17 protein-coding genes are annotated in these 14,771 nt (G+C 69.4%); 9 read left to right on the top strand and 8 right to left on the bottom strand.

Annotation, left to right across the window (positions count from 1 at the left end):
- Nucleotides 1-456: 456 nt before the first annotated feature.
- Complete coding sequence (locus AC0680_RS03545; RefSeq protein ID WP_478624595.1) at nucleotides 457-1,281, top strand: TetR/AcrR family transcriptional regulator; 825 nt, start codon at nucleotides 457-459, stop codon at nucleotides 1,279-1,281.
- Between the two features lie 62 nt (nucleotides 1,282-1,343).
- Here AC0680_RS03545 and AC0680_RS03540 read toward each other — a convergent pair whose 3' ends face one another.
- Both AC0680_RS03540 and AC0680_RS03535 read right to left on the bottom strand, forming a co-directional pair.
- Nucleotides 1,344-1,796, bottom strand: a complete 453-nt coding sequence (locus AC0680_RS03540) for a GNAT family N-acetyltransferase (RefSeq protein ID WP_468975824.1) — start codon at nucleotides 1,794-1,796, stop codon at nucleotides 1,344-1,346.
- A gap of 109 nt (nucleotides 1,797-1,905) precedes the next feature.
- The gene (locus AC0680_RS03535) at nucleotides 1,906-2,442 is read right to left on the bottom strand and encodes a MarR family winged helix-turn-helix transcriptional regulator (RefSeq protein ID WP_478624594.1); all 537 of its coding nucleotides are present in this window, start codon (nucleotides 2,440-2,442) and stop codon (nucleotides 1,906-1,908) included.
- Nucleotides 2,443-2,575: 133 nt separating this feature from the next.
- On the opposite strand from AC0680_RS03535, the gene AC0680_RS03530 reads away from it, so the two are divergent.
- Nucleotides 2,576-3,796: an MFS transporter gene (locus AC0680_RS03530; RefSeq protein WP_478624593.1), complete on the top strand. Its 1,221-nt coding sequence runs from the start codon at nucleotides 2,576-2,578 to the stop codon at nucleotides 3,794-3,796.
- 104 nt (nucleotides 3,797-3,900) lie between these two features.
- Entirely contained in the window at nucleotides 3,901-4,374 is a 474-nt protein-coding gene (locus tag AC0680_RS03525) for a GlcG/HbpS family heme-binding protein (protein WP_478624592.1), read from the top strand.
- A gap of 21 nt (nucleotides 4,375-4,395) precedes the next feature.
- Here AC0680_RS03525 and AC0680_RS03520 read toward each other — a convergent pair whose 3' ends face one another.
- Nucleotides 4,396-4,953 carry a DUF2269 domain-containing protein gene (locus AC0680_RS03520; protein WP_478624591.1) on the bottom strand — a complete coding sequence of 186 codons (558 nt, stop codon included), beginning with the start codon at nucleotides 4,951-4,953 and terminating at the stop codon, nucleotides 4,396-4,398.
- Between the two features lie 153 nt (nucleotides 4,954-5,106).
- Here AC0680_RS03520 and AC0680_RS03515 point away from each other — a divergent pair, with 153 nt between their 5' ends.
- The 3 genes from AC0680_RS03515 (at nucleotide 5,107) to AC0680_RS03505 (ending at nucleotide 8,931) form a co-directional block, all read left to right on the top strand.
- Nucleotides 5,107-5,742, top strand: a complete 636-nt coding sequence (locus AC0680_RS03515; RefSeq protein ID WP_478624590.1) for an HAD family hydrolase — start codon at nucleotides 5,107-5,109, stop codon at nucleotides 5,740-5,742.
- Nucleotides 5,743-6,191: 449 nt separating this feature from the next.
- Nucleotides 6,192-8,036, top strand: coding sequence for a globin domain-containing protein (locus tag AC0680_RS03510; RefSeq protein ID WP_478624589.1), 1,845 nt, complete (start codon nucleotides 6,192-6,194; stop codon nucleotides 8,034-8,036).
- A gap of 49 nt (nucleotides 8,037-8,085) precedes the next feature.
- Nucleotides 8,086-8,931 carry a pyridoxamine 5'-phosphate oxidase family protein gene (locus AC0680_RS03505; protein WP_478625066.1) on the top strand — a complete coding sequence of 282 codons (846 nt, stop codon included), beginning with the start codon at nucleotides 8,086-8,088 and terminating at the stop codon, nucleotides 8,929-8,931.
- 38 nt (nucleotides 8,932-8,969) lie between these two features.
- On the opposite strand, the gene AC0680_RS03500 is transcribed toward AC0680_RS03505, so the two are convergent.
- From AC0680_RS03500 to AC0680_RS03480, 5 genes are all read right to left on the bottom strand, one after another.
- Entirely contained in the window at nucleotides 8,970-9,449 is a 480-nt protein-coding gene (locus AC0680_RS03500; protein ID WP_468975808.1) for an NUDIX domain-containing protein, read from the bottom strand.
- Between the two features lie 48 nt (nucleotides 9,450-9,497).
- Nucleotides 9,498-10,394, bottom strand: coding sequence for a LysR family transcriptional regulator (locus AC0680_RS03495; RefSeq protein ID WP_478624588.1), 897 nt, complete (start codon nucleotides 10,392-10,394; stop codon nucleotides 9,498-9,500).
- A gap of 230 nt (nucleotides 10,395-10,624) precedes the next feature.
- Nucleotides 10,625-11,764, bottom strand: a complete 1,140-nt coding sequence (locus AC0680_RS03490; RefSeq protein ID WP_478624586.1) for a cystathionine gamma-lyase — start codon at nucleotides 11,762-11,764, stop codon at nucleotides 10,625-10,627.
- Nucleotides 11,761-12,336, bottom strand: coding sequence for a low molecular weight protein-tyrosine-phosphatase (locus tag AC0680_RS03485; RefSeq protein WP_478624584.1), 576 nt, complete (start codon nucleotides 12,334-12,336; stop codon nucleotides 11,761-11,763). The genes AC0680_RS03490 and AC0680_RS03485 overlap by 4 nt, the downstream gene beginning before the upstream one ends.
- 3 nt (nucleotides 12,337-12,339) lie before the next feature.
- Nucleotides 12,340-12,717: a phage holin family protein gene (locus AC0680_RS03480; protein WP_384424276.1), complete on the bottom strand. Its 378-nt coding sequence runs from the start codon at nucleotides 12,715-12,717 to the stop codon at nucleotides 12,340-12,342.
- A 48-nt stretch (nucleotides 12,718-12,765) separates the two neighbouring features.
- On the opposite strand from AC0680_RS03480, the gene AC0680_RS03475 reads away from it, so the two are divergent.
- From AC0680_RS03475 to AC0680_RS03465, 3 genes are all read left to right on the top strand, one after another.
- The gene (locus tag AC0680_RS03475; RefSeq protein ID WP_384424277.1) at nucleotides 12,766-13,083 is read left to right on the top strand and encodes a cupin domain-containing protein; all 318 of its coding nucleotides are present in this window, start codon (nucleotides 12,766-12,768) and stop codon (nucleotides 13,081-13,083) included.
- Nucleotides 13,084-13,301: 218 nt separating this feature from the next.
- On the top strand, nucleotides 13,302-13,526 hold the full coding sequence (locus AC0680_RS03470) for a DUF5326 family protein (protein ID WP_478624581.1): 225 nt from the start codon (nucleotides 13,302-13,304) through the stop codon (nucleotides 13,524-13,526).
- Nucleotides 13,527-13,900: 374 nt separating this feature from the next.
- Nucleotides 13,901-14,671 carry an IclR family transcriptional regulator gene (locus AC0680_RS03465; protein WP_478625065.1) on the top strand — a complete coding sequence of 257 codons (771 nt, stop codon included), beginning with the start codon at nucleotides 13,901-13,903 and terminating at the stop codon, nucleotides 14,669-14,671.
- Nucleotides 14,672-14,771 lie beyond the last annotated feature (100 nt).

The following is a 14,771-nucleotide window of genomic DNA, read 5'->3' as shown; positions in this document are numbered from 1 at the left end:
GTGGGTGATGGCCAAGGACGCGGGCCTTGGGCTTGCGGGCTGAGGGGAGTGCGCCGGTACCGGTCAGCCGCCCGACATTCGTCATTCACCACCCGTCATCTGCTCTCCGTAGTCTGCCGTTCGCCGTTCGCCGTTCGCCGTTCGCCGTTCGCCGTTCGCCGTTCGTCGTCCGCTGCCCGCCGCCTGCTTTCCGCCGTCCGCCATCAGTCGACGGTTTGCCGCGCCCTCCTCTTCGCCCCGCGCCCTCCTCTTCGCCCTGCGCCCTCCTCTTCGCCCTGCGCCCTGCCCCCCTCATTGCCGTGCTCCCTCCTGCTCACTTTGCTTCCGCTCATCTTGCTTCCGCTCACCTTGATCTCGCCCGCTAGCCGTGCTTGCCGCGCCCGTTTGGTCGACCCGGTCGTCACGGCCGCGTCCGACCCTTAAGGATCATGTGTAGATCCCTCCCGTAGAATCGGAATGCTCGACCCGTTTAAATCGGCGGTTCTCGACGCGGACGTCGACGGTTCTCAGGAGGCCCGGGAAATGGCGGACGGTGGTGCCGCGCGTGGTGTCCCGTACGCGCGTGCGGATGCGCGGCGAAACAGGGCGCTGGTGCTTCAGGCGGCCCGATTCGCCTTCGAGGAACGGGGGTTGGGGGTTCCGCTCGGGGAGATCGCACGACGCGCGGGCGTCGGGGCGGGCACCGTCTACCGCCACTTCCCGTCCAAGGAAGCCCTGTTCAGGGCGACGATCGTGGAACGGATCGAGCTGTTCACGGACACCGCAAGGGACTTGATCGATGTCGAGGACCCCGGTGGGGTCTTCTTTCGGTTCCTGTCGTCGGTGGTGCGGCTCGCCTCACGGAACAAGGCGTTGTGCGACGCGCTGGTGGCGGCCGGAGCAGGGCGCTTCGAGCCGTCGCCGGGGGTGGGGCGGGACTTCGACGAGGCGCTGGAGGCCCTGCTGGCCAGGGCTCAACAGGCGGGCGCGGTGCGGAAGGACGTCGGGATAGCGGACCTCAGGGCTCTGCTGGTGGGCTGTCTTGCCATGGAGCAGGCCGCATCGGCGGCGGATCCGGAGTCCGCGGCGCAGGGACGGATGACGGTGCTGATGTGTGATGCGCTGCGGGCGGGCCCTGCCGTAACGAAACTTCCACCTGGAGCGGCGAACCGTAACGAATCCCGGTGTGAGGTGTGCGGTACGGCGATTGCCGTGGCTCGTACGGGACGGCCCGCGCGCTTCTGTGGAGGCTCCTGCCGGCAGAAGGCCCACCGGGCGCGGCGGCGGACGCGGCGGAGCTGAACGCCGGCGGAGTGAACGCGCCCACCGGAGTGAGCTCATCCTTAACGGTGTGCGCGCATCCTTCAGAGCGTGAGCTTGAAGCCCAGGTGGGAGGCCTCGAACCCGAGGCGCTCATAGAAGCGGTGTGCATCGATCCGGGTCGCGTCAGAGGTGAGCTGCACCATCTGGCAGCCGAGCGTGCGGGACTCCGCCACCGCCCACTCGATGAGCTGGCTGCCCAGGCCGCCGCCCCGCTCGTCGTGGTGTATCCGTACGCCCTCGATGATCGAACGGGTGGCGCCGCGCCGCGACAGGCCGGGGATGACCGTCAGCTGGAGGGTGCCGATCGTCCGCCCCTCGCGCACGGCGACGACCAGGTGCTGCTGCGGGTCGGCGGCGAGTGCCGCGTATGCGGCGTGGTACGGGGCGAGGTCGTCGGGCGACTCGCGGGCGGCGCCCAAGGGGTCGTCGGCGAGCATCGCGACGATGGCGGGCAGGTCGGCTTCGGTCGCGCGGCGTATCTCGATGTCGCTCATGGGCGCGACCCTATGCCGTGCGCTCACAGCACAGCAGGGGGTTGACCGGGCCGGGCACCCGGGCCACCGGACCGTACTGGTCCCTGCGCCTCTCTGATCGTCCCTGCGGTCAGTGTTCCGTCGACGGTGCGAGCGTCTCGACGGCGGTGACCAGCGGCGCCAGCTCAGGACGCCGAGCGGCGTCGTGGAGGGCCTCACGCAGCGCGCCGTCGTGTGTGGGCCGGGCCTCCACCAGGAGCGCGAGCCCGTCGGGCGTGACGTTGGTGTAGATGCCGCGCCGGTCGTCGGGGCACAGGTAGCGCGAGAGCAGTCCCCGCTCCTCGAGCCGGGTGACCAGCCGGGTGGTCGCGCTCTGGCTGAGGACGACGGAGTCCGCCACCTGGTGCATCCGCAGATGGCCGCCCGGTCCGTCGTGCTGCTCGCTGAGCACGTTGAGGACCGAGAACTCGCGGACGCTGAGGTCGTGCTGCGCCTGCAGGGCGCGCTCGATGTGCGACTCGATCCGGCCGTGCAGGGCGGAGAGCGCGCACCAGCCTTGCGCGAGCCCGGGGGTCGACGCCGGCGGGCAACCGGGCTCGGCCGTCGCCGGCTGCTGGGCTGCCGCCTGCTCCCGCGCGTCCAGCTTCTCCCGCGTCTGCTGCGTCATCGAAGACCTCCTCAAGGGGCGCACGAACCAGGATAGAGCACTTTCGAAATATCCGGCGCTTGCATTTAACCCGCGTCTGCAATTATTGTGAACGCTCGTAAAGGACGGACGCAACGATCTGAAGGGATCCGTCATGCCTCTCGCGCTCCTGGCCCTTGCCATCGGCGCCTTCGGGATCGGAACGACCGAGTTCGCGGTCATGGGCCTGCTGCCCGACATGGCGGCCGGTTTCGGTGTATCCATCCCGCTCGCCGGATACGCGACCACCCTCTACGCCCTCGGCGTGGTGATCGGCGCCCCGCTGATGACCGCTCTCGGCACGCGCTTCACGCGCAAGCAGATGCTGATGCTGCTGATGGGCCTGTTCATCGTGGGCAATCTGCTCACGGGCATCGCGCCCAATTTCGGGATCATGCTGGCCGGGCGGATCGTCTCCGCGTTCACGCATGGCGCGTTCTTCGGCATCGGTGCGCTCGTGGCCGCCGACCTGGTCGCGCCCCAGAAGCGCGCCAGCGCCATCTCGCTGATGTTCAGCGGCCTGACCATCGCGAACGTCGTGGGTGTCCCGGCCGGCACGATGCTCAGCCAGCAGTTCGGCTGGCGCACCACCTTCTACGCCATCACGGCGCTGGGTGTGATCGGCCTGCTGGGCATCGTCAAGCTCGTTCCCGCGCAGCGGGCGAGGGCGGCCTCCCCCATAGGCAGCGAACTGGCGGTCTTCCGCAACCCCCAGGTCGGCCTCGCGATGCTGATGACGATCCTCGGCTTCGGCGGTGTCTTCGCAGCCGTCACCTACCTCGCCTCGATGATGACCGAGGTCACCGGCTTCGCACCGTCCTCCGTCATCTGGCTGACGGCCATCTTCGGCCTCGGCATGGTCGGCGGAAACCTGGTCTCCGGCCGTTTCACCGACCGCGCCATGATGCCGATGCTCTATGTGTCCCTGACCGGTCTGGCGCTCTCACTGGCCGCCTTCCACTTCACCGCGCACAACAAGATCGCCGCAACCGTCACCATCGCGCTGATCGGGGTCTTCGGCTTCGCGACCGTGCCGCCGCTGCAGAAGCGGGTGATGGATCAGGCGGCCGCGGCGCCCACCCTGGCCTCGGCCGGCAACATCGCGGCCTTCAACTTCGGCAACGCGCTGGCCGCCTGGCTCGGCGGGATCGTCATCTCGGCCGGCCTCGGCTACACCGCACCCAACTGGGTCGGTGCGCTGATGACCGTCGCGGCGCTCGTGGTGGCGATATTCGCCTCCGCCCTGGAGCGGCGTCAGACGGGCCGTGGCCAGGTCGTGGCCACCGGGCTTCCCGGCGCGATCGCCGACGAGCCCGTACCGGCGGCGCAGAGCTGACGGTTCCGGAGACCGCGCCGGCAGACGTACCTCCGCACTACTCGCAACACCAGCACCAGCGGCGCCACGAGCGCCACCAGCACCAAACCCCAAGGACACTTCTCATGAGCACCACCACCCCCCAGGCCTCCGCCCCCCACTCCTCCACCACCGATGGCGCCCCCGCTGTCCGCCCCCTCACGACCCGTGATGCCGACGTCCTCATCGAGGCCGCCGTGCGGGCCGCCGAGGACCTCGGGGTCCGGGGCAGCGTGACCGTTGTCGACGCGGGTGGCCATCTGCTCGGCTTCCGGCGGGACGACACGGCCGTGCTGATCTCCGGGGAGACCAGCACCCGCAAGGCCTACACCGCCCTGCAACTGGACACGCCGACCGCCGACCTCGTCGATCTCGTACGGCCCGACGGCCTCTGCCACACGCTGCCCACGGCGCTGGACCGGCCGCTGCTCTTCCTCGCGGGCGGCGTGCCGCTGCACAGGGACGGCCGGCTGATCGGCGCGCTCGGCGTCGGCGGCGGTGCCCCCGACCAGGACCACCGGATCGCCACCACGGCGATAGCGGAGGCCGGCCTCGCCTGACGGCGGTCTTGGCCCTGGCCGCTAGCGGACGCCCGCGCCCTCCTTGCCGCTGCCTCGCGCCTGGGGGGTGCGGGTCCCGGTCGACTGCGCCGCGCGCAGTCGACGTCCGCGTTTGGTCAGCCCCCAGGGCTTGAGGACGGAGATCGCGGTGATGAAGAGGTAGGTGGCCGTGGCGACCGCCGGGGCGACGACGAGGCTGAAGTCGGGGGTGGGACTGCCTGCGGCCGCCTCGGCGGCCAGTTGGTCGATGCCCGGTCGGAGGGAGAACACCGTCAGCAGCAAGGTGACGAGCGTCAGCCAGAATTTGATGAAGACCCAGCGGTGCCTGGCCAGTCCCCATGCGGTGCCCAGCGACAACACCAGTCCGCTGACCAGCGTGGCGAGGGCGATCGGGAGGACCAGCCAGTCGCTGAAGATCTTCATCGCCCGGTAGGCGATCGCCGCCGTCTCGGGGGAGCCGGCGGTGAAGCCGGTGACACTGAGGGTCAGAAGCCCGAGAGTGAGCCCGAGCCAGCTGACGGATACGGCGACATGGAGGACGAGGAGGGCCCGGCGGGCGGGCCGGCGAAGCTGCTGCATACGGTCCACGGTGGCGCCCGCGGCCCCGCCGTACATCTGCCGCCGGGAGTATCCGCGCCTACGCGCACCTGAGTACGGTCTCCGCGCCGGCTCCCCTACGGCACCCAGGGCCCGTCCTATGGGCCAGCACGCCCAGGCCCTAAGCTCCGCCCCATGGGCACGCTGCATCTGTTCGACATGGACGGGACTCTGCTCCACGGGTCCGCGGCCGCCATCGAGATCTCCCGGCAGCTTGGGCTGGACCGGGAGATCGCCGAGTTGGAGCGCGGCTTCGTGACGGGGGAGCTGACGCCGCTGCAGTACGCGCAGCGGGCATGTGATCTCTGGGCCGCCGAGCTGACCGAACTCCACGTGGCCGCGGCCTTCGACGGCGCGCCCTGGCTGGCCGGAATTCAGGAGGTCTGGGCGGATATCCGAGCGCGGGGTGAACGGTGCGCGGTGATCTCCCTCTCGCCCAGCTTCTTCGTCGACCGGCTGGTGGGCTGGGGGGCCGACACCGCGCACGCCTCGCGTTGGCCCGCGGTGCCGATCCGGCAGCCGATGGACCCGGCCGGCATCCTCTCGCCGGCGGCGAAGGTGCGGATCGCGGATGAACTCTGTGTGAGGTACGGGCTGACCCGGGCCGACTGCGTGGCGTACGGCGACTCGCAGTCGGACGCCGAACTGTTCGCGGCGGTGCCCCGATCCGTGGCCGTGAATGCCGATCACCACGTCAGTGACCTGGCCTTATATGCATACGCGGGACGCGATCTGCGCGAGGCATACGAACTGGTGCGTACCGGCCGGTAATTCCGAGTTTTCTGCCGGGGATTCGACCACTGTGTGTGCTGAAAATGCACTCTGTGGGGAGGAACACTCTTATCGGAGGGGCCGTTCGGAGTGTTCCAAGATCAGGTCTTGTGGTTTCAACTACTGCCGGTATGGTCGAGTCCGGCTTGGCGGGGGTGAGGGCTCCCGCGGGTCACTAAGCGCGGGCAAAGCTCGTCAGCATAGCGGTGAAGCGGCCGTGACGACCGGACTTCCGACTGTTTGTCCGTTGTGATGGGCAGGGCTGGCATGCTGCTGACGCGGCGTCTGCTCCGCATTGTCGTAAGGGAGTGAGATCTGTCCGCTTTGGAGGGGGTTGCCGGAATCGCTTGAGTCGATTAAGAATTCCGGGGCAGGACGGGGGAATTCCGGGCAGTTCCGATCCGCGGAAGTGCTAAGTCAACCGAAAGACGTTCGAGGCGAGGCAGACCATGGACGCTCCGACCACCACGTCGGCCGATGGCGGCTCTTCTGGCGGTAACAGTGGCGGTTGGGGTTGGTTCAATCCGCCGGCGAAGAAGCCCTCCGGAGAACAGCAGGAGCGACAAGACGTCCAGGATCAGCAGGGCCAGGACGGCCGGCCCGAGCCGAACGACCGGGGAGCACACGACGACCGCGGTCAACGCGCAGACTCCGGCGAGCGGTACGAACCCAACGAACGGTACGAACCCGGTGAACGGGATGAACGGGAACGGATACCCAGGCGGCCGGTCAATCCGATCCGGCCGGTAGGTACCGCTGCCACGCGTGAACGCGAGGCCGAGCCGCCGCAGGTTCCTCAGCCGCGGCGCGAGACGGGCCGTCGGCCCACCGCATCCCCTTATGTCGAGCAGGCCGCCGCATCCCCCTATGCCGAGCAGGCCGCCGCGGGCCGTGGGTACGGCGCTCCCTCGTCTCCGTTCGACCCGCCGCACCTCGTGCCCGAGCCCGCCCAGGAACGCGAGCCGTCCCGGGGCCGTGAGCCGGAACCCGTCCACGAGCCGGTACGCCGCCCGGCAGCTCCCGCCGGCGGCGCCCCCGCCGCGCAGAACACGGCCCCCGCCCCTTCCGTCTTCACCCCTCAGCGCCCCGCCGCTCCTGCCCCGGAGCCCTCCCTCGACACTCTGGAAGCCTCGGCCTCCGACGCAGCACCGGCCTCTCCCGACGCGATCCTCATCCGCCGCACCATGGCCGAAATCGGGCCGGTGGCGGACAAGGTCACCTCGTACTTCTACGCGCTGCTCTTCGTCCAGCACCCCGATCTGCGGGCGCTGTTCCCCGCCTCGATGGACACCCAGCGCGACCGGCTGTTCAAGGCGCTGCTCACCGCGGCCCAGCACGTCGACAACGGCGAAGTGCTCACCGCGTACCTGTCGAACCTCGGCCGCGGGCATCGCAAGTACGGCACCCAGCCCGACCACTACCCCGCGGTCGGCGAATGCCTGCTCAGATCGCTCGCGCGCTATGCGACCTCCAGTTGGGGCCCGGAGACCGAGGCCGCATGGGTCCGCGCGTACACCGCGATCTCACAGATCATGATCGACGCCGCTGCCGAGGACGAGGCCGTGGCGCCCCCCTGGTGGCAGGCCGAGGTGGTCTCGCACGAGCTGCGCACGCCCGAGATCGCGGTGGTGACGGTCCGCCCCGACCAGCCCTACCCGTTCCTCGCCGGTCAGTACACCAGCGTCGAAACCCCCTGGTGGCCGCGGGTCTGGCGGCACTACTCCTTCGCCTCCGCGCCGCGCTCGGACGGCCTGCTCTCGTTCCACGTGAAGGCTGTCCCGGCCGGCTGGGTCTCCAACGCCATGGTCCACCGCGCACGGCCCGGTGACGTCATCCGGCTCGGTGCCCCGGCCGGCACGATGACCGTCGACCACACCACCCGCAACGGTCTGCTGTGCGTGGGCGGTGGCACCGGCATCGCCCCGATCAAGGCCCTGGTCGAGGACGTCGCCGAACACGGCATCCGGCGCCCGGTCGAGGTCTTCTACGGCGCCCGCAGCGATCACGACCTCTACGACCTCGACACCATGCTGAACCTCGAACAGACCCACCCCTGGCTCTCGGTCCGCCCGGTCGTCGCCACCGGGCCCGCGGTCCGTGGCGGGACCAGCAGTGAGACCGGTCAGCTTCCGGACGCAGTACGGCAATACGGTCCGTTCCGGGAGTACGACGCCTATCTTTCCGGGCCGCCCGGGTTGATCCGCAGCGGCGTGGACGCTTTGGTGGGGGTCGGTATTCCGACCGACCGCATACGGCACGACTCCATAGAAGAGCTGGTCTCGGCAGGAGATTGAGGTCTTGGCAGCACAGGGTGAATTCGAGCCGACAGGCCAGGGGTGGGGGATGCGCGCGCAGGCGCGCCCCGGAAGCGACGGCGAGCACTTGGTGCAGCAGAGACTTGGTACGACCGAGCGCGCCGACCGCTTCTACCGGGACCAGGTCATGGACCATCTCAACGCCCGTATGCAGGAGTTCGTGTCCCGGCAGGAGATGTTCTTCCTGTCCACGGCCGACCGGCACGGCGATTGCGACGCGACGTTCCGGGCCGGGCCGCCCGGGTTCCTCCAGGTGCTCGACGAACGGACGCTGGCCTACCCGGAGTACCGCGGCAACGGTGTCATGGCGTCCATCGGCAACATCTCGGAGAACCCCCGCCTGGGCATGCTGATGGTCGACTTCACCCGTGACCGCATCGGGCTGCACGTCAACGGGCGGGCGCGGGTCGTGATGGACGACGAGATGCGGGCGCACCACGCCGGTCTGCCGGTCGACCCGGTCCCCGGCCGCCGTGCCCAGCTGTGGGTCACGGTCGAGGTCGAGGAGGCGTACATCCACTGCGCCAAGCACATTCCGCATCTGCAGAAGATCCCGGCGCACCAGCGCGGGGCGCGGGCCTGGGGAACGGACGACTTCAAGCGCAAGGGCGGCGACTTCTTCGGCGCGGCGGCCGAGGCGGGCGAGCGATCGCCGTTCCGGCGCGCGGAGCGCAAGAACGAGCACCTTCGGGGCGGGCTGCACGAGGACACCGGCCCGGCGCCGCGGGGCGCCGCGGGCCGGGAGGACTTCGTGCAGGAGCTCAATGCCGAGTTCCTCGACCGGGTCGAGCGGGTGCTGGCGCGCGCCCAGCCGCGCCGCCCCGCGGAGGACGAACCCGAATTCCGCGGGTGGTTCGACCGGCGCGACGACTGACGTATCCGCCGCGGGCGCGGCGGTGCGGCCGTGCGGGCTCAGCCCAGATCGGGGGCGTGCATCGCCCGTACGCCTTCGATGTTGCCGTCGAGGTAGTGCCGCAGTGACAGCGGCACGACCTCGACGGAGGCGATCCCGACTCGGGTGAAGGGCACCCGCACGATCTCGTAGTCCCCGCAGGGCTCCTCGACCTCCGGTCCGTGGCGGCGTGCGGGGTCCATCGAGTCGAGCCGGCACACGAAGAAGTGCTGTACCTTCACGCCGTCCACCCCGCCGTCGCTGATGTGCTCGACGGTGTCGACGAAGACCGGCACCACGTCCTTGATCTTCGCGCCCAGCTCTTCGTCCAGCTCACGGTGGAGGGCGTCGATGACGGTGGCGTCCTCGGGCTCGACCCCGCCGCCGGGGGTGATCCAGTACGGGGCCCGGCCCGGTTTGGTGCGCTTGATCAGAACAAGATCCGCGCCGTCGAGCAGAATCGCGCGGGCGGTGCGTTTGACGACTGGCCGTACGGTCATAGTCGACAGATGCCGCAACCGCAGCCTGGTGAAACCCCTGCCCCTTCGTCACCAGTCGACGGCGGACCACAGCAGCGACTCATGCGCCCGGGCGATATGCGGCAGGCCCAGCGTCCCGGTCCGTACGGCGAGGAAGTAGGTGCGCAGCGGGGGCACCGGCGGGTCGAGCAGCGCGACGACCTCTCCGCAGTCCAGTGCCTCGGCACACAGATAGCGAGGCAGCACGGCGAGCCCGGCACCGGCCGTGACACAGGACAGCACCGCCCGGAGATCGGCCGCGATCACGGCGGCGGAGGCCGCCGGCTTGGCGTCGAAGACCGCCGACCAATAGCGGGCGATCAGCGGCAGGCTCTCATGGACTTCCACGAGCGGTACGGGGTCCAGCACGCGGACGCCCCCGGCCTGCAGCACCGCCGGGCCGCCCAACTGGGCCGCCCAGCGCGGTGCGGCGATCAGGACATGCTCCTCGTCGCACAGCGGAGTCGCGGTGAGCAGTCCGCCACGCGGCCGGGTGGTGGTGACGGTCAGATCGTGGTGGCCGGCGGCCAGACCGGTCAGCAGCTCGTCGGTGGCGCCGAAGGCGGTGCGTATGGACAGGCCCTGGGCGATGAGCGGGGTCAGTGCGGGGAGCGCGCGCTCGGCGAGGAACTCCGGGGGGCCGGCGAGATGGAGGGTGCGGGTCACGGAGTCCCGGTCCAGGCCGGTCTCGGTGATCTCGGTGAGCGCGTCCAGGTGCGGCGCCACTTTGTGGGCGAGCTCGTCGCCGATGGTGGTGGGGGTGACGCCACGGGCGTAACGCAGGAAGAGCGGGCGGCCCAACTGGCGTTCCAGTGCCCGGATCTGGCTGGTCACCGCGGGTTGGGAGAGGCCGAGTAACGCCGCGGCACGGGTGAAGGAGCCGGCTCGGTGCACCGTGACGAAGGTACGCAGCAGAGCCAGATCCATCGCGTACCTCCTGCGCCCTCGGAAGCCTGGTCGCGGGCCAACTATAAATTTGTCGATAGGGCTGTGTCGCTAGCGTGATTGGACACTGACGCTCAGTCAACTAGCCTTGTCTCAGCGGTTCGTTTCACGTGAAACAGCTGGTTTCACGTGAAACACGTGGACTTGGTCCGCGCGGAGCCGCGGCCGGCAGGGTGACGAGGGGGGATACCCTGCCGGCCAGTTACGTCCAATCAGCTCTGCGAGGCCTCGAGCGCCGCGACATCCAGTGCCTGGAGGACGTCCGCGACCAGGTCCTCCGGTTCCTCGACGCCGACCGACAGACGAATGAAGCCCTCGGGCACGGCGTCGCCGCCCCAGCGGGCGCGTCGCTCGGCGCTGGACCGAACGCCCCCGAAGCTCGTCGCGTCGTCGACCAAGGTCAACGCGGACAGGAACCGCTCCGCGTGCGCCTTGTCCGGCAGTACGAACGAGACCACGGAGCCGAAGCGGCCAGGGCGCATCTGCTGGACGGCGAGGCGGTGGGACGGGTCGGACGGCAGTCCGGGGTGGCGCAGGCCGGTGACCTCGGGGCGGCCGGCCAGCGCCGTGGCAAGCGTCAGGGCGCCGGCCGATTGCTGGCGGACGCGCAGTGCGAGGGTGGCGAGTGAGCGATGCGCGAGCCAGCTCTCCATGGGGCCCGGGATCGCGCCCACGGTCTTGCGCCACAGTCGTACGGACTCGGCCAGCGCGGCATCGCGGGTGCTGGCATACCCCAGCAGGACATCGCCGTGGCCGGTCAGCGCCTTGGTGCCGCTGGCGACCGAGAAGTCCGCGCCGAGATCCAGTGGGCGCTGGCCGAGTGGGGTGGCGAGGGTGTTGTCGACGGCGACGAGGGCGCCGCGCCGGTGCGCCGCGTCGGCCAGCCGCCGGATGTCGCAGAGATCGAGCCCGGGGTTGGAGGGCGTCTCGATCCACAGCAGCCGGGCACCGTCCAGCACGTCGAGCTGTGCGTCATGTGCCGTGGGCGCCGTACGGACCTCGATGCCGTAGCTCTCCAGGCGGGTGCGGACGGCCGGCAGCAGCTGGTAGCCGTCGCTGGGCAGGACCACCGCGTCGCCGGAGCGCAGCTGGGAGAAGAGGACGGCGGTGATCGCCGCCATCCCGGACGCGAAGGTGACGGTGTGGGCGCTCTCGTCCGGCGATTCGAGCTCGCTGATGGCCCGCTCCAGGCGGGTCCACGTCGGATTGGCGTCCCGTCCGTACATGTAGGGGCCGACGGCGTCGCCGGGCAGGTGGAAGTGGGCCGCGAAAACCGGGCCGGGGAGGGCCGGCTCGAAGGCCTCCGGCTCCGGAAGCCCGGCTCGTACGACGCGGGTGCCGTCGCCCGTCATGCGTCCTCCTTCTCCTGCGGGTGGCGCGGGACCTGCACCGGGCGGCGGTCGTCGTGTCCGGGCGCGCGGGCCGGGACGACGGTGCGGGCGGTGACTGCGGTGCGGACCGCTGCCAGCAGGCCCTCGCTCGCCGCCTCGATCATCTCCAGGCACTCCTCGAAGTCCGGGAAACCGCCGTAGTACGGGTCGGGTACGTCGAGATCACCCGCGGTGTCGGCCGCGTAGGAGCGCAGCAGGCGGACCTTGGCGGCGGCGTCGGGCGTGGGGGCCAGCCGCCGCAGCTCGCGCAGATGCCCGGAGTCGAGCGCGATGACCAGGTCGAGGCGGTCGAACCAGGAGGCACGGAACTGCCGGGCGGTGTGGGCAGAGGGGTAGCCGCCCGCACGCAGCACGGCGACCGTGCGTGGGTCGGCTCCGTCGCCCTCGTGCCAGCCGCCGGTACCGGCGCTGTCCACCTCGACCAGGGCGTCGAGACCGGCCTCCGCGAGGTGGGCGCGGAAGACGGACTCCGCCATCGGTGAACGGCAGATGTTGCCCGTGCAGACGAAGCAGACGCGGAACGCAGCGGTCAAGGATCAGTCCTCGTCGGGAAGGATCACATGCATCGCCCAGGAGACGATGGAAATGATCACGCCGCCGAGCAGGGCCGTCCAGAAGCCGTTCACATGGAAGGCGAGGTCGACCTTGCCGGCGAGCCAGGATGTCAGCAGCAGCATCAGCGCGTTCACGACCAGCGTGATCAGGCCGAGCGTGAGGATGAACAGGGGGAAGGACAGCAGCTTCACCACGGGCTTGACGAGGAAGTTGACCAACCCGAAGATCAGCGCGACGAGGATCAGGGTCAGTACCTGGCGGCCGGTGTTCTCGCCGGTGAGCGTGATGTCCTTGAGCAGCCAGATGGCCACGGCAAGCGCCGCGGCGTTGGCGATCGTCTTGACCAGAAAATGCTTCATGGTGAGATCGTCGCAGACGAGTGTGAACCATCAAGGGGTGCGAACGGCATGAAGGCCTTCAGGCTGGATGAACTGGAAGCGGAGCGGGCCGCCAACGACGGCGCGTACCTGCAGTTCATCAGGGAACGCAACATGTCGGTCGGGCTGTACGCGCTGGACGCCGGCAGCATCGATCCGCAGCAGCCGCACGCCCAGGATGAGGTGTACTTCGTGGTCAGCGGCCGGGGAGCGATCACCGTCGGCGCGGAGACGGAGCCGGTGGCGCGCGGAAGCGTGGTCTATGTGCCGGCCGGGGTCCCCCACAAGTTCCACCACATCAGCGAGGATCTCAGGGTGATGGTGGTCTTCTCTCCTCCTGAGAGCTAAGGGTCGAAGCCCGATACCCGTAGGGGAAGGCTCAGGGGAGGACCGGGGCTGCGAAGCCCCCACGGCTGTGCTCCGCGCCCTAGCATCGTTGGTGATGGGAGAACCGGAGACGGCCGGGCAGCGGCCCGGCGCGCGGACGGTCCCATCGGCGCACAGACAGTGCGGTGGACAGATAGCGCGGTACAGACACCGTTACAGACAGAAAGCAGGGCAGAGCAGTGGCTGGTAAGGGGATATTCGCAGGGCTTCCGTGGTGGGTCACCTGGGTCGTGGTGCCCGTCGTCCTGATCGTGGTCTTCGGAGGATTTCTCGCCTCGGCGCTCGGGTTCCTGATCAGCGTGCTGTTCAAGCTCCTCATCGCGGCGGCGCTCATTGCCGGAGTCGTCTACCTCGTCCGCAGGTTCAACGGTTCGTCGTCGTCCTCGTCGAAGAGCGACTGGTAAGCCACACCCTCCGTTCGGACGACTGCGTCCGGACGACCCCGCCGGTGCCGACGCACCGCCCGACGCGCGCCGCCCGAACTCCGTTCGACGGCGGCCCCGCATCTCGGATGTCGGCCCGACCCTGGCTCCGTACGCCAACTAGTGCGCCAGGTGGGTTAACTCCTCTGGCTTTCGGCTTACTGCCCCGATCGGCGGAGTTAGAGTGCGGATCGCAGGCGTCTTCCGGATGGTGACGTTCCGGAAAATACCGAGTGAGGCGAGGCCGGGCCGGCGTCATCGCGGGAGCCTGGGAGACGCGCGCGGTTGTGGGAGCGGGTCCCGCGACCGGGGCCCCCGTGCCCCACGGCGAGCGGATCTGGGGGTTGGCGTTGGCAATGGTGAACGGCGAATCCACCTCACACCCCACCTTGATCGGTTCGGTGCAGCGAGCGCTCCGGCTGCTGGAGGCGGTGAGCACACACGCCGATGGGGCGCCGGCCAAACAACTCGCCAGGGAAACCGGACTGCCGCTGCCGACGACCTATCACCTGCTGCGGACCCTGACGTACGAGGGCTATCTGCAGCGCGAGAACGGCGTCTTCGTCATCGGTGCGGCGGCGGAGGCCATCGGTCAGGCCGGGGCCAGGCGCCGGCAGCGGGCCCAGATCTCCGAAGCGCTGGCCGTGGCGGGCCGGAAGCTGGGCGCCGCCGTCTACTTCGCCGTCTACCGGGAGGGTGAAGTGGAAGTCGTGGCGGTCACGGACAACCCGGATCGCCCTCCGGTGGAGGAATGGGTTGATTTTCGTACCACCGCTCACGCTCATGCGATCGGGCAGTGTCTGCTCGCGCAGCTTGACGAGGCATCGAGGAAGGAGCATCTGTCGCGGCATCCCCTGCAGTCGATAACGCCCTTTTCCCTGCGATCTGAGGACGATTTGCTGCGCCGTTTGGATACGGTGCGTCGCGGTCAGGCGGCCTTCGAGCGACAGGAATATGCCCTGGGCACGGTGTGTTCGGCCATCCCCATCCAGGTCGGTGCGGCCGCGGCGACGTTGGCGGTGTCACTTCCGGCCAACGAACTGCACCGATTGCGGTCCGTTACGGATCGACTACGAAAAATGGCGGAGGCGACACTAACGACACTCGCCTTCTCTATCAGTATCTGAAAACTCACTCCTTGTGATCTGCCTGCACGTGGCCGACGATGGCGGCAATAGGGCTACGGGGGATGTTTCCCGGCCATCTCCGATCAAGTGCGGGGCAGTG

This window comes from Streptomyces sp. NPDC043738, from assembly GCF_056436545.1.
Note: the sequence above shows the minus strand (reverse complement) of the source record. Positions and strands in the feature narration are given on the sequence as shown.

What these genes read in the sequence shown, in the direction of transcription:
- AC0680_RS03545 (WP_478624595.1), top strand. Translation starts at nt 457, where the DNA reads ATGCTCGACCCGTTTAAATCGGCGGTTCTCGACGCGGACGTCGACGGT.
- AC0680_RS03540 (WP_468975824.1), bottom strand. Translation starts at nt 1,796, where the DNA reads ATGAGCGACATCGAGATACGCCGCGCGACCGAAGCCGACCTGCCCGCC.
- AC0680_RS03535 (WP_478624594.1), bottom strand. Translation starts at nt 2,442, where the DNA reads ATGACGCAGCAGACGCGGGAGAAGCTGGACGCGCGGGAGCAGGCGGCA.
- AC0680_RS03530 (WP_478624593.1), top strand. Translation starts at nt 2,576, where the DNA reads ATGCCTCTCGCGCTCCTGGCCCTTGCCATCGGCGCCTTCGGGATCGGA.
- AC0680_RS03525 (WP_478624592.1), top strand. Translation starts at nt 3,901, where the DNA reads ATGAGCACCACCACCCCCCAGGCCTCCGCCCCCCACTCCTCCACCACC.
- AC0680_RS03520 (WP_478624591.1), bottom strand. Translation starts at nt 4,953, where the DNA reads ATGCAGCAGCTTCGCCGGCCCGCCCGCCGGGCCCTCCTCGTCCTCCAT.
- AC0680_RS03515 (WP_478624590.1), top strand. Translation starts at nt 5,107, where the DNA reads ATGGGCACGCTGCATCTGTTCGACATGGACGGGACTCTGCTCCACGGG.
- AC0680_RS03510 (WP_478624589.1), top strand. Translation starts at nt 6,192, where the DNA reads ATGGACGCTCCGACCACCACGTCGGCCGATGGCGGCTCTTCTGGCGGT.
- AC0680_RS03505 (WP_478625066.1), top strand. Translation starts at nt 8,086, where the DNA reads ATGCGCGCGCAGGCGCGCCCCGGAAGCGACGGCGAGCACTTGGTGCAG.
- AC0680_RS03500 (WP_468975808.1), bottom strand. Translation starts at nt 9,449, where the DNA reads ATGACCGTACGGCCAGTCGTCAAACGCACCGCCCGCGCGATTCTGCTC.
- AC0680_RS03495 (WP_478624588.1), bottom strand. Translation starts at nt 10,394, where the DNA reads ATGGATCTGGCTCTGCTGCGTACCTTCGTCACGGTGCACCGAGCCGGC.
- AC0680_RS03490 (WP_478624586.1), bottom strand. Translation starts at nt 11,764, where the DNA reads ATGACGGGCGACGGCACCCGCGTCGTACGAGCCGGGCTTCCGGAGCCG.
- AC0680_RS03480 (WP_384424276.1), bottom strand. Translation starts at nt 12,717, where the DNA reads ATGAAGCATTTTCTGGTCAAGACGATCGCCAACGCCGCGGCGCTTGCC.
- AC0680_RS03475 (WP_384424277.1), top strand. Translation starts at nt 12,766, where the DNA reads ATGAAGGCCTTCAGGCTGGATGAACTGGAAGCGGAGCGGGCCGCCAAC.
- AC0680_RS03465 (WP_478625065.1), top strand. Translation starts at nt 13,901, where the DNA reads ATGGTGAACGGCGAATCCACCTCACACCCCACCTTGATCGGTTCGGTG.